The organism is Kocuria rosea subsp. polaris (assembly GCF_001483755.1).
GTDB classification, from domain to species: domain Bacteria; phylum Actinomycetota; class Actinomycetes; order Actinomycetales; family Micrococcaceae; genus Kocuria; species Kocuria cellulosilytica.
This window is the reverse complement of sequence record NZ_LQBK01000006.1, coordinates 46,744-59,534: the sequence shown is the minus strand read 5'-3', so window position 1 is coordinate 59,534 and position 12,791 is coordinate 46,744. Positions and strand designations below refer to the sequence as shown.

9 protein-coding genes are annotated in these 12,791 nt (G+C 73.7%); 5 read left to right on the top strand and 4 right to left on the bottom strand.

The features are described from left to right. Window positions 1–36: 36 nt before the first annotated feature. Window positions 37–1,449 (top strand): MFS transporter, encoded by a 1,413-nt coding sequence (locus tag AVL61_RS05845; RefSeq protein ID WP_058873427.1) that lies wholly within the window; start codon window positions 37–39, stop codon window positions 1,447–1,449. 67 nt (window positions 1,450–1,516) lie between these two features. On the opposite strand, the gene AVL61_RS05840 is transcribed toward AVL61_RS05845, so the two are convergent. Further along, on the bottom strand, window positions 1,517–2,941 hold the full coding sequence (locus tag AVL61_RS05840) for an NAD(P)H-quinone dehydrogenase (protein WP_058873426.1): 1,425 nt from the start codon (window positions 2,939–2,941) through the stop codon (window positions 1,517–1,519). Window positions 2,942–3,028: 87 nt separating this feature from the next. On the opposite strand from AVL61_RS05840, the gene AVL61_RS05835 reads away from it, so the two are divergent. Further along, complete coding sequence (locus AVL61_RS05835; RefSeq protein WP_058873425.1) at window positions 3,029–3,850, top strand: purine-nucleoside phosphorylase; 822 nt, start codon at window positions 3,029–3,031, stop codon at window positions 3,848–3,850. Window positions 3,851–3,912: 62 nt separating this feature from the next. After that, window positions 3,913–5,664: a phospho-sugar mutase gene (locus tag AVL61_RS05830; RefSeq protein WP_058873424.1), complete on the top strand. Its 1,752-nt coding sequence runs from the start codon at window positions 3,913–3,915 to the stop codon at window positions 5,662–5,664. Window positions 5,665–5,737: 73 nt separating this feature from the next. On the opposite strand, the gene AVL61_RS05825 is transcribed toward AVL61_RS05830, so the two are convergent. From AVL61_RS05825 to nirD, 3 genes are all read right to left on the bottom strand, one after another. Further along, entirely contained in the window at window positions 5,738–7,030 is a 1,293-nt protein-coding gene (locus tag AVL61_RS05825; protein WP_058873423.1) for a heparan-alpha-glucosaminide N-acetyltransferase domain-containing protein, read from the bottom strand. Between the two features lie 137 nt (window positions 7,031–7,167). Next, complete coding sequence (locus tag AVL61_RS05820) at window positions 7,168–8,202, bottom strand: alpha/beta hydrolase family protein (RefSeq protein WP_058873422.1); 1,035 nt, start codon at window positions 8,200–8,202, stop codon at window positions 7,168–7,170. A 48-nt stretch (window positions 8,203–8,250) separates the two neighbouring features. After that, the gene (gene nirD / locus AVL61_RS05815; RefSeq protein ID WP_058873421.1) at window positions 8,251–8,661 is read right to left on the bottom strand and encodes a nitrite reductase small subunit NirD; all 411 of its coding nucleotides are present in this window, start codon (window positions 8,659–8,661) and stop codon (window positions 8,251–8,253) included. Window positions 8,662–8,906: 245 nt separating this feature from the next. On the opposite strand from nirD, the gene nirB reads away from it, so the two are divergent. Together nirB and gnd are read left to right on the top strand one after the other, a co-directional pair. Next, window positions 8,907–11,525, top strand: coding sequence for a nitrite reductase large subunit NirB (nirB, locus tag AVL61_RS05810; protein WP_058873420.1), 2,619 nt, complete (start codon window positions 8,907–8,909; stop codon window positions 11,523–11,525). A 262-nt stretch (window positions 11,526–11,787) separates the two neighbouring features. Beyond that, entirely contained in the window at window positions 11,788–12,726 is a 939-nt protein-coding gene (gene gnd / locus AVL61_RS05805) for a phosphogluconate dehydrogenase (NAD(+)-dependent, decarboxylating) (protein ID WP_058873419.1), read from the top strand. Window positions 12,727–12,791: the final 65 nt, after the last annotated feature.

Below are 12,791 nucleotides of genomic sequence, written 5' to 3'. Positions count from 1 at the left end.
CTTGTCCCCGCCCACCGCTACGACCGAGGTTTCCCCATGTCCTCTTCGGTGACCGGGCAGGACGCCACCGGCGCGTCCGCCCCCTCGCTCCCCCTGTCCGACCGCGTGCCCCGCAGCCGGGTGATCCTGGCCTCCCTCGTGGGCACGACGATCGAGTTCTACGACTTCTACGTCTACGCCACCGCGGCCGTGGCCGTGTTCCCCGCCCTGTTCTTCGCGGGCGAGGACGAGACGGCCAAGCTGCTCGCCTCCATGGCCACCTTCGCCGCGGCCTTCGTCGCCCGCCCGATCGGCTCCGTGATCTTCGGGCACTTCGGCGACCGGATCGGCCGCAAGGCCACCCTGATCGGCGCCCTGCTCACCATGGGCATCGCGACGTTCCTCATCGGCCTCCTGCCCACCTACTACTCGATCGGCATCTGGGCCCCGCTCATCCTGACGATCCTGCGCTTCTGCCAGGGCCTGGGCCTGGGCGGCGAGTGGTCCGGTGCGGCCCTGCTGGCCACCGAGTACGCCGAGGAGGGCAAGCGGGCGCGCGCCGCCATGTGGCCGCAGCTCGGCGCCCCGTTCGGCTTCATCCTGGCCAACGGCTTCTTCCTGGTGCTGACCCTCGTGATGGGCTTCGTCTCGGTCGCCGACCAGGGCACGGACCACCCGTTCCTCACCTGGGGCTGGCGCATCCCGTTCCTGGCCTCCGTGGTCATGGTGGTGCTCGGCCTGTGGGTGCGGTTCAAGCTCGAGGAGACCCCGGTCTTCCAGAAGGCCCTGGACCAGGGCGAGAAGGTGCAGGCCCCGATCGTCGAGGCCTTCCGCAGCTCCTGGCTGCAGATCGTGCAGGGCACGTTCATCATGCTGGCCACCTACATGCTCTTCTACCTGATGACCGCCTGGATCCTCTCCTACGGCATCGGCAGCCCCGACAACGGCGGCCTGGGCATCCCCTACCGGGACTTCCTCGTGCTGCAGCTGCTCTCCGTGCTCCTGTTCGCCGCGATGGTGCCCGTCTCCGGGTGGGTGGCCGACCGCTTCGGCCGGCGCAGCTCGCAGCTGGTCATCACCTCGGCGATCCTGCTCTTCGGGCTCAGCTTCGGGATGCTCATGAACCCGGCCGTGGTCGGCACCGGCGAGGACGTCAGCATGCTCCGCGTGCTGTTCTTCCTCACGGTCGGCATGACCCTGATGGGCCTGACCTTCGGCTCGATGTCCGCGATCCTCCCCGAGCTGTTCCCCACGAACGTGCGCTACACCGGCTCCGGCGTCGCGTACAACGTGGCCTCCATCCTCGGCGCGGCCATCACCCCGTACGTCGCCGTCTCGCTCAACGCCGGCTACGGCGTGGGCTCCGTCGGCCTCTACCTCGCGTTCGGTGCCGTGCTGACCCTCGTGGCGCTCTGGTTCTCCCCCGAGACCAAGGACGTCGACATGGCGCACGTCGTCACCCGCCGCTGACCCGCGGGCAGCACGAGAACGGCCGCATCCCCGTCGGGGATGCGGCCGTTCTCGTGCGGCGCGGAACTCAGACGTGCACGTGCAGGCGCCGGGCGGCCTCCGAGATCGAGCCCGTGAGGGACGGGTAGATCGTGAAGGTGTCGGCGAGGTCGTCGACGTGCAGCTTGTGGGTGACGGCCAGCGAGATCGGGAAGATCAGCTCGGAGGCGCGGGGGCCCACCACCACGCCACCGATCACCGTGCCGGAGCCCTTGCGGGAGAAGATCTTCACGAAGCCGTCCTCGACCGCCATCATCTTGGCGCGGGGGTTGGTGGACAGCTTCAGCATGATGGTGTCCGCCTGGTAGGTGCCGTCCTCGATGGACTTCTCGCTCACGCCCACGGAGGCGATCTCGGGCGAGGTGAAGATGTTGGAGGCCACCAGGTGAGTGCGCAGCGGCTTCACGGCGTCGCCCATGAGGTGCGCCACGGCGATCCGGCCCTGCATGGCCGCCACGGAGGCGAGCGGGAGCACGCCCGTGCAGTCGCCCACGGCGTAGACGCCCGGCACGGTGGTGCGGGAGACGCCGTCCACCTTGATGTGCCCGGAGTCGGCGCGGGCCACGCCGACCTCCTCCAGGCCGAGGTCATCGGTCGCGGGGATCGCGCCGACCGCGAGCAGGCAGTGCGAGCCGGCGATCTTGCGCCCGTCGGAGAGGGTCGCGACCACCCCGTTCTCGGTGCGCTCCACGGAGTCGGCGCGGGTGCGGCTCAGCACGTTCATGCCGCGGCGCTCGAACACGTTCTCGAGCACGGCCGCCGCGTCCTGGTCCTCCCCCGGCAGCACCTGGTCCCGGGAGGACACGAGGGTGACCTCGGCCCCGAGACCCCGGTAGGCCGAGGCGAACTCCGCGCCGGTCACGCCGGAGCCGACCACGATCATGTGCTCGGGGACCTCGGTGAGGTGGTAGACCTGCTTCCAGTTGAAGATCCGCTCCCCGTCCGGCATCGCCGAGGGCAGCTCGCGCGGCAGGGACCCGACGGCCAGCAGCACGGCCTGCGCGTCGAGGGCGTACTCCAGCCCGTCCTCGGTGGTGACCTGCACGCTCGTGGGGCTGAGCAGCCGGCCGGTGCCCGCGATCACCTTCACCCCCACCCGCTCGAGCCCGCGCTTGATGTCCCGGGACTGGGACGCCGCCAGGCGCAGCAGGCGGGTGTTGACCTTCTCCAGGTCCACGCCGAGGTGGTTGATCTCGTCGCCGTCCATGCTGCCCCCGCGCACGTGCACCCCCAGGTCCGCGGCCTCGGCGAAGCGGGTCATCGCGTCGGCGGAGGCGATGAGCGTCTTGGAGGGCACCACGTCCGTCAGCACCGCGGAGCCGCCCAGGCCCTGCTGCTCGACGATGGTCACGTCCGCGCCGAGGCTGGCCGCGACGAGAGCGGCCTCGTAGCCGCCGGGACCGCCCCCGATGATGACGAGCTTCTGGATGGAGAATTCGCTGTGTGCAGTCACCCGGCCATTCTTGCAGGTGCTGCTCTCCCGCGGGAACCGGCCCCGCCGCGCCTGGGCGGCCCGCGACCATGCGGTAGTTTGGGCCGCGTGGACACCAAGCACAGCGCCGACCCGGCCGACCCCTTCGAGCTCGCCCAGGAGGCCGCGGAGGCTCTCCGCCGGGCCACCGGGGTCCGCACGCACGAGATCGCCCTGACCCTCGGCTCCGGCTGGGGGCAGGCCGCCGAGCTGATCGGCGAGACCGTCGCCGAGGTCCCGGCCGCGGAGATCCCCGGGTTCACCCCGCCCGCCCTCGAGGGCCACGTGGGCACGCTGCGCTCCGTGCGCACCGCGGCCGGCCGGCACGCGCTGGTGATCGGCGCCCGCACCCACTTCTACGAGGGCCGGGGCGTGCGCCCGGTGGTCCACGGCGTGCGCACCGCGGCCGCCGCCGGGGCGCGCACCATGATCCTGACCAACGGCTGCGGCGGGCTGAACCCGTCCTGGGGCCCCGGCACCCCGGTGCTCATCAGCGACCACCTCAACCTCACCGGCCGGTCCCCGCTCGAGGGCGCCACGTTCGTGGACCTCACCGACCTGTACTCCCCGCGGCTGCGGGAGCTGGCCCGCGGGGTCGACCCCACCCTCGACGAAGGGGTCTACGCGCAGTTCCCCGGCCCGCACTACGAGACCCCGGCCGAGGTCCGGATGGCCGGGGTGCTGGGCGCCGACCTCGTCGGGATGTCCACCGCCCTGGAGGCCATCGCCGCCCGGCACGCGGGGATGGAGGTCTTCGGCATCTCGCTGGTGACCAACCAGGCCGCCGGGATCTCCGCGTCCCCGCTCTCCCACGAGGAGGTCCTCGAGTCCGGGCGGGCCGCGGGCGCCCGGATCTCCGGGCTGCTCGCCCGCATCGTCGCCCAGCTCTGAACCGGCCCGGGCCGGGGCGGGATCCCGGTCCGGCGCACCGGACGTCCCCAGGAGGCCGCGCCATGACCACCGATCCCCGCCCCGAGCCGCAGCTCCTCGACGCCGCGCGCGCGTGGGCCGCCGCCGACCCGGACCCCGTCACCCGCGCTGAGCTGGCTGGCCTCGTCGAGGCCGCCGCGACGGGTGACGCCGCGGCGCGGGCGGAGCTCGCGGACCGCTTCTCGGGCACCCTCCAGTTCGGCACCGCGGGCCTGCGGGCGGCCATGGGCGCCGGGCCGATGCGGATGAACCGGGTGGTGGTGCTGCGCGCCGCCGCGGGGCTGGCCGCCCATGTGCTGGCTGCGGACGCCGCGGCGGGCTCCGCCCGGCGCCCCCGCGCGGTGGTCGGCTACGACGCCCGGCACTCCTCCGACGTCTTCGCCCGGGACACCGCCGCGGTGTTCACGGCCGCCGGGATCGAGACGCTGCTGATGCCCTCGGCGCTGCCCACCCCCGTGCTCGCGTGGGCGGTGCGGGCCCTCGAGGCCGAGGTCGGCGTGATGGTCACGGCCAGCCACAACCCGCCGGCCGACAACGGCTACAAGGTCTACCTCGGCGGCCGGGCCGTGGAGCCCGAGGCGCGCGGCTGCCAGATCGTGGCCCCGCACGACCGGATGATCGCCCAGCGGATCGAGTCCGTGGGCCCCGTCGAGGGAATCGCCCGGGCGCAGGACGGCTGGACCGTCCTGCCGGACGCCGTCGAGCGGGACTACCTCGACGCCGTGCTCCCCGCCGTCGTCCCCTCCGCCGTCCCCGGGGACCCGGGCGCCGGGCGGCCGCTGCGGATCGTCCTGACCCCGATGCACGGGGTGGGCGGGCGCACGACGACGGAGGCCCTGCGGCGGGCCGGTCTCGCCGACGTCCACCTGGTCCCCGAGCAGGCGGAGCCGGACCCGGACTTCCCCACCGTCGCCTTCCCCAACCCCGAGGAGCCCGGCGCCCTCGACCTGGCCCTGGCCACCGCCCGTTCCGTGGGGGCGGACCTAGTGCTCGCCAACGACCCCGACGCGGACCGGGTGGCCGTGGCCGTCCCGGTGCCCGGCGACCCGGGGCAGGACTGGCGGATGCTGCGCGGCGACGAGGTCGGCGTGCTGCTCGGCCAGGCCGCCGCGGCGCGGTGCGCGGACCGCGCCGGCGCCGTGCTCGCCAACTCGATCGTGTCCTCCCGGCTGCTGGGCCGGATCGCGGCGGCGGCCGGGATCGAGCACCGGGAGACGCTCACCGGGTTCAAGTGGATCGCCCGCGTCCCGGGGCTGGTGTACGGCTACGAGGAGGCGCTCGGCTACTGCGTGGCCCCGGACGTGGTCCGGGACAAGGACGGGATCAGCGCGGCCGTGGCCGTGGCGGTGCTCGCCGACGAGCTGCGCGAGCAGGGCCGGACCCTGCTGGACGTGCTGGACGACCTCGCCCTGGCCCACGGGGTGCACGCGACCGACCAGCTGAGCATCCGGGTCGCGGACCTGGCCCGCATCCCGGCCATGACGGCCGCCCTGCGGGACGCCCCGCCGGCCGCGCTGGGCGGCTCGGACGTCGTGGAGGTCGTGGACCTCGCCTCCCCGGGCACCGGGCTGCCACCCACCGAGGGGCTGCGCCTGCTCACCGCGGACGGCGCCCGGGTCGTCGTGCGCCCGTCCGGCACGGAGCCCAAGCTCAAGTGCTACCTCGAGGTGGTCTCCCCGGTGGTCGGCCGGTCCGGGCTGCCCGCGGCCCGGGCGGAGGCGCAGGAGCGGCTCGGCCGGATCCGCGGCGAGCTCGAGGCCGCGCTGGGGCTCTGACCGAGCGGCCGTCCCGGCCGTGCCGCCCTCCGCACGGATCCCGGCGGTGCGCAGCCTCCGGCGTCGTCGGTTTCTAGGGCCGGTCCGCGCCTCCGGTCGCGGACCAGGGGGCCGGGTTCCTTGCCGCGACCTCGCCGCGGGCCAGGACCCGGCGCGAGATGGCGCGGGTGGAGCGGGTGACCACCTTCTCCAGCGGCCCCTGGCCCAGACGGCGCTGCCAGAGGATTGCCACGACCGCGAAGGCGAGGATCTGTCCCCAGAACCACAGGTAGGGGGCGTCCCAGAACAGTTCCAGCCACATGACGAGCAGGTGGGACACGTAGAGGGTGAAGGTCATGGCCCCCATCGCCGTCAGAGGAGTGAGCACCCGGTCCACCGCCCGGGGCAGCAGCAGGAACACGCCCAGGGTGAGCAGCGCGACGCCCAGGCTCAGGAGCAGGGAGAACGGGGTGTTCGAGTGCGCGCCGGGCACGAGCAGCCACCACAGCGTGGTGGTCGGCAGCTCCGGGTCGGCACCGAAGACGATGACCTCGTCGATCTGGGACTCGGTCATCCACGGGGTCGCGCCGGCGATGGCGTCATAGCCGCCCAGCCGCAGCGCGAGCGCGGAGCCGGCCCAGGTGACGGCGGCGAGTGCGGCCCCCACGGCGGCCAGAGCGGCCTGGACCCGGCGGTTCCCCAGGTCCATCCGGCCCAGGGCGATCCCGGTGCACACGAACGTCATCCACGGCAGCGCGGGGTAGGAACCCGTGAGGAAGAGGTGGGCCACGACGCCACCGGGGTCCTGGACGAGGTCCAGCAGGCTGGGGTTGTCGTAGACGTGGGCGGGGAGGTGGTCGAGGGACAGCTGCATCAGGAACGGCGAGATCAGCGCGAACAGACCGGCGCTGAGGAGCAGGTAGCGGATCCGCAGGCCGAGGAACGGAATGGCCAGCAGGAAGAAGATCCCGTAGTAGACGAGGATGTTGTCCCACGGCAGCACCAGGAACCCGAGGAGGAAGCCGACCAGGCCGATGATCGCGGCGCGGCCGACCTGGGCCCATCGGGAGGCCGTGCGCCGGCGGCCGGTGTGCGGGGTGCGGCCGCCCGTGGTGAAGGCCAGGCTCACGCCCGCCAGAGTGGCGAACAGGGCGGACGAGTGGCCCGCGAACAGGGTCCAGGTGAGCGTGGGATCCCCGGTCTCCTCGCTGTACAGGGGCAGCGTGTGCACGGCGACCATGCCGAAGAGGGCGAACCCGCGGGCGGCGTCGACACCGGTGAGACGCCGGGACCTTCCGCGTGCCTCGGGGGCGCCCGGCCCGGGCCCGCCGGGCAGGACCCCGGTGGCGGCGGACGCCCCGGACGGCGGCGTGCGTTCTGCGGACATGTCGGTTCCCCCGTGGATCGGTCGGCCCGTGCCCCCCGGCACGGCGCCCGGTGCCCGTCCGGGCGTCGTGATCGACGGCTCGCGGTGCACCGGTGCACCGCCCAGCTTACAAGAGCAAACGCCGGATGGGACGCGTTCTAGGCATCGTCCTGGGCCTCCGTGCGCTCCTCGGCGGCACTGAGCATGCGCTCGAGGATGCGGGCGTACGGCAGCCCGAAGTGGTCCACGCCCTCCCGGGTCCGGATCCGGGCGTGCTCGAAGCCCTGGTCCTCGTACCAGTGGTGGCCGTCCCACGCCGCGGACAGGGCGTCGAAATCCGCCTGCGGATCGGTGCCGTCGTCCTCCGTGCCCACGTCCCAGCGCAGGCGCAGCTCCTCGAGCTGCTCGCGGGCGGGCTCCGCGGAGGGCGAGTCCGGGGCCTGCCCGCCGCCCATCATGATCGCGCCGCCGCCGGGCACGAGGTCGATGTGGTCCGCCAGCAGCTCCTGGCTGATGAACTGGGCCCCGCCGGAGTACCCGGTCAGCCAGGTCCGGGAGCGGTCGATGTCGTACTCCGGCTCGATGCGCTCGTCGACGAGCGCCCGGAACCACCGCCCGTTGTGGTCCCGCTCCTCCCACCAGGTGGTGTCCCCCGAGCGGTCGGGGGTCCGCGGGACCACCAGCAGCATGTTGTGCTCCCGGGCGACCTCGGCCAGGCAGGAGGAGGTGTACTCGGGGCTCTCGTACTCGAAGGCTCCGTCCCCGTGGAAGTGGTACACGACGCCCACCGGCCGGTCCCAGTCGAGGCCCTCGGCGAAGACGTGGTAGGAGCTCGTGATGCCCTCGTGCTCGAACTCGAGCTGGAAGCGGTCCTGCCGCTCCTGCCCGGGGCCGAACACGCGGGCGTCCAGCACGGCACCGTCCGTGGGCCCGCCGGGCCCGCGGGCCGTCACCCGGACGCCGTCGAGGCCGTAGCGGGCGCACGAGACGGTCTCGGGGGCCTCGGCCTCCGGGGGCTCCTCGGCGCCCCGGTCGACCAGGAGGGCCACCGTCGCGACGAGCAGGACCACCAGCGCCAGGGCGCCCGCCACGAGCAGGCGCAGCCGGCGCCGGGCGCGCCGGGACCGTTCGCCGCGGTGGCGGTGCTGGTGCCGCGGCCACCGGAGGCCGCGCCAGGGGTGTTGTCGTGTCACTCGGTCATCTTACGGAGGAGCGCCTGGGAGAACGCCGACGACCTGCCGTCAGCCGGGCAGGCCGATGTGCACCCGGCCGTCCCGCACCTCGACCGGGTGCACCGGCAGGTCGGGGCCGTCGCCGGTGAGACACCGGCCCGTCGCGAGGTCGTAGACCTCCTTGTGCAGCGGCGAGGCGACCGTGACGGCCGGACCGCGGGAGCCGAGGATGCCGCGGGCCATCACGCAGGCACCGGTGCGCGGATCGCGGTGGTCGGCCGCCAGCACCGTCGTGGCGTCCAGCCGGTACAGGGCCACCTGGCGGCCCACCACCCGGGCGGCCTCCCCCCACAGGGGTTCGAGGTCGTCCAGAGCGCACACGTCGTGCCAGACGGTCCCGGCGGTCCGGGCGGGCGCCTCGAGCAGGGCCGGGGCCGGAGCCGAAGTCCGGGCCTGGGTCGGGATCAGGGTCGTGGTCATGGGGGCCTCCTGCGGCTCGGCGGATCGTCTGCGGCTCGGTGGGTCGTCGTGCTCGACGCTAGGCGCGGCGGATGACGCGCACGCGCCGGGGCCGTTTCACTCGGGTCAAAGCCCGCTCACACAGGGCGGGCGGCCCGGTGAGGAAGCCGTAAGGCGACCGGAACGGCGGGGCAACGGCGGGGCAATCCCCCGCTCCTAGGGTCGAGTCCGACGCCCCAGCCGCTCACCGATCCCCGGAGGTCCCCGTGCCGCGCTCCCCCTTCTCGCCGCAGTCCCCGCAGCACGTCGTCGTGGTCGGCGGCGGGCCCGCCGCCCACCGCTTCGCGGAGGCGGTGCTCTCCGCGCAGGACCACCACGTGCGCCTGACCGTGTTCGCCGACGAGCCGTGGACCCCCTACGACCGCGTCCAGCTGTCCAGGGCGCTGACCGGCCCCGACGGCGCGGTGGACCTGACCCTGGGTGGCGGCACCGTGTGGCAGGACCCGCGGGTGGACCTCCGCCAGGGCGTGAAGGCCCGCGAGATCGACCCCGCGGCGCGCACGGTCACCGCGGCCGACGGCACCGTGACCGGCTACGACGAGCTCGTCCTGGCCACCGGCTCCGACGCCGCCCGCCTGGACGTCCCCGGCGCCCACCACGCGTTCGTCTTCCGCACCCTCGACGACGTCGCGGGGATCCGCGCCGAGGTCGAGCGGCTGCGCGCCCGCTACGGGCGCACCCCGCACGGCGTGGTCATCGGCGGCGGCCTCCTCGGCCTGGAGGCCGCGGGCGGGCTGCAGGAGCTCGGCGCGGAGGCCACGGTGGTGCACTCCCGCAAGTGGCTCATGAACGCGCAGCTCGACGAGGGCGCCGGCCGCTCCCTCAACGCCCTCATCTCCGCGCGCGGCGTGCGCCTGCACCTCGGCGAGCGGCCCTCCGGCGTGGGGCTGCGCAAGTCCGACGGCGAGGTGTGCGCCGTCGAGTTCCGGGACTCCCCCGCCCTCGAGGCGGACCTCGTGATCGTGGCCACCGGCATCCGGGCCCGCGACCGGCTGGCGTTCAACGCCGGCCTGGAGACCGCCCCGCGCGGCGGCGTGGTGATCGACGAGGCGTGCCGCACCTCCGCGGAGCACGTGTGGGCGATCGGCGAGGTCGCCTCCTGGAACGGCGAGCGCCTCGGGCTCGTGGCCCCCGCGAACACCATGGCCGAGATCGTCGCGGACCGGCTCGCGGGCGGGCGCTCCAGCTTCGACGGCTTCGACACCGCGACCAAGCTCAAGCTCTCCGGCGTGGACGTCGCGTCCTTCGGCGACGCCTACGGCGAGACCGAGGACTGCCTCGAGGTCGTCTACGCGGACCCCGCCCGCGGGATGTACCAGAAGATCGTGACCACCCAGGACGCGAGGACCCTGCTGGGCGGGGTGTTCGTGGGCGACGCCGAGCCGTACAACGCCCTGCGCCCGCTGCTGGGCCGGGAGCTGCCAGGCGAGCCCGGCGCCTACCTCTCCGCCTCCGGCGGGGACGCCCCGGCCGGGGACCTGCCCGACGACGCCGTCATCTGCTCCTGCAACAACGTCACGACCGGGGCGGTGCGGGAGCAGATCTCCTGCGGCGTGCACGAGATCGGTGAGCTGAAGACGTGCTCGCGGGCCGGCACGCAGTGCGGGTCCTGCCTGCCGATGCTCAAGAAGACCCTGGACCGGGAGCTGGCCAAGGCCGGCGTGGAGATCTCGAAGGCGCTGTGCGAGCACTTCGCGCTCTCCCGCGCCGAGCTCTTCGAGGCCGTGCGCGCCCTCGACCTCGGCTCCTGGGACGAGGTCGTCGCCCGCTTCGGCACCGGCCTGGGCTGCGACATCTGCAAGCCCGTGGTCGCCTCCGTGCTCGCCTCCCAGCGGGACGAGTACGTGCTCGACTCCGGCCGGGGCGCCCTGCAGGACACCAACGACCGGGCGCTGGCCAACATGCAGAAGGACGGCACGTACTCCGTGGTCCCGCGCGTCCCGGCCGGGGAGATCACCCCGGAGAAGCTCATCGTGCTCGGCGAGGTCGCCCGGAAGTACGGCCTCTACACGAAGATCACCGGGGCCCTGCGGGTGGACATGTTCGGGGCCCGGCTCGAGCAGCTGCCCGAGATCTGGCGGGAGCTCGTGGACGCCGGCTTCGAGTCCGGCCAGGCCTACGGCAAGGCGCTGCGCAACGTGAAGTCCTGCGTGGGCTCCACCTGGTGCCGCTACGGGGTGCAGGACTCCGTGGGCATGGCCGTGCGGCTGGAGCTGCGCTACCGGGGGCTGCGCTCCCCCCACAAGTTCAAGATGGGCGTCTCCGGCTGCGCCCGCGAGTGCGCCGAGGCCCGCGGCAAGGACGTGGGCATCATCTCCACGACCGACGGCTGGAACCTCTACACCGGCGGCAACGGCGGGGCGAACCCCGCCCACGCCCAGCTGCTGGCCCAGGGCCTGGACGACGAGACCCTGGTCCGGTACATCGACCGGTACCTGATGTACTACATCCGCACCGCGGACCGGATGCAGCGCACGGCCCGGTGGCAGGAGGAGCTCGACGGCGGGATCGACCACGCGCGCGCCGTCGTCGTCGAGGACTCCCTGGGCATCGGCGGGGAGCTCGAGGCCGCGATGGCCCAGCACGTGGACCGCTACGAGGACGAGTGGGCCGCCACGCTGAGAGACCCCGAGCGGCTGCGCCGCTTCCGCTCCTTCGTCAACGACGCCGCCCCGGACGACTCCCAGGACTACGTGCTCGAACGCGGCCAGCGCCGGCCCGCGACCGACGCCGAGCGCGCCGCCGCCGAGGCCGGCGAGGGCCCCGTGCTGCTGACCGGCCCGCGCATCCCCGTGCGCGAGGGCGCCGCGGCCGCCGGCGCCTGAGCCCGAGCGCTCCGTCGAGAGCCGCTCGGGGCCGGACAGGATCCCCGGCCGCGCAGGGCACCGCACCGGCCCCGCATCGTCCGTCCACGGTCCGCTCCAGCGCGTCCGCCGCTGCTCCCCTCCTCCTCCCCCCATTGCCGTGACCTGCCGTCGTCGGGCACGATGACGACCCCGGCGGGTCACAGCCGGTGCTCCCGGGACCGGTGCCGCCGCGCAGCGGCGGACGGCCGACGGCAGCGTTCGATCGACGAGGGAGCGGATCATGCAGATGGGACTGGTAGGGCTGGGCAAGATGGGCGGCAACATGCGCGAGCGGCTGCGCGAGGCCGGGCACACCGTCGTGGGCTACGACACCGATCCGGAGCTCTCCGACACCGAGAGCCTCGAGGCGATGGTGGAGCGGATCGACCATGAGCCGCAGGTCGTGTGGGTCATGGTCCCGGACCGGGTGGTGGACCCGGTGATCGACGAGCTGTCCGGGCTGCTCGGGGCGGGGGACGTGATCATCGACGGCGGGAACTCCCGGTGGACCCACGACGCCCCCCGGGCGCGGAAGCTGGCCGAGAAGGGCATCGAGTACCTGGACTGCGGGGTCTCCGGCGGCGTGTGGGGCATCACCCAGGGCTATGCCCTCATGGTCGGCGGGGACGAGAGCACCGTGGCCAAGGCGCAGCCGATCTTCGACTCGCTCAAGCCCGCGGGCGAGTTCGGCTTCGTGCACGCCGGTGAGCACGGTGCGGGCCACTTCGCGAAGATGGTCCACAACGGCATCGAGTACGCGATCATGCAGGCCTACGCCGAGGGCTGGGAGCTGCTCGAGGCCGCCGGCCACGTCCGCTCGGTGCGGGAGACGTTCAACTCCTGGCGCGAGGGGTCGGTGATCAAGTCCTGGCTGCTGGACCTGGCCGTGAACGCGCTGAACGAGGACGAGCACCTGGACCGGCTCGCCGGCTACGCCGAGGACTCCGGCGAGGGCCGCTGGACGGTGGAGGCCGCCCTGGACCTCGCGGTGCCGGTGCCCAACATCTCCAACGCCCTCTTCGCCCGCTTCACCTCCCGGCAGGACGAGTCGCCGGCGATGAGGATGATCGCGGCGATGCGCAACCAGTTCGGCGGCCACACGGTCCGGGACGTGGCCGCGGGTCCCGAGCACGTCGAGGCCGCACCCGGCGAGGAGCCGGCCCACCCCGGGGAGCAGTGAGCGCCCCTCCCTCCGTCCCGTGTGCGGAACGGGTGGTGCGGAACCGGAAACCTGGCGAAACACCC

Bases quoted from the DNA above. Each gene is read 5' to 3' on its own strand.
- AVL61_RS05845 (WP_058873427.1), top strand. From the start codon at position 37: ATGTCCTCTTCGGTGACCGGGCAGGACGCCACCGGCGCGTCCGCCCCC.
- AVL61_RS05830 (WP_058873424.1), top strand. From the start codon at position 3,913: ATGACCACCGATCCCCGCCCCGAGCCGCAGCTCCTCGACGCCGCGCGC.
- AVL61_RS05825 (WP_058873423.1), bottom strand. From the start codon at position 7,030: ATGTCCGCAGAACGCACGCCGCCGTCCGGGGCGTCCGCCGCCACCGGG.
- nirD (WP_058873421.1), bottom strand. From the start codon at position 8,661: ATGACCACGACCCTGATCCCGACCCAGGCCCGGACTTCGGCTCCGGCC.
- gnd (WP_058873419.1), top strand. From the start codon at position 11,788: ATGCAGATGGGACTGGTAGGGCTGGGCAAGATGGGCGGCAACATGCGC.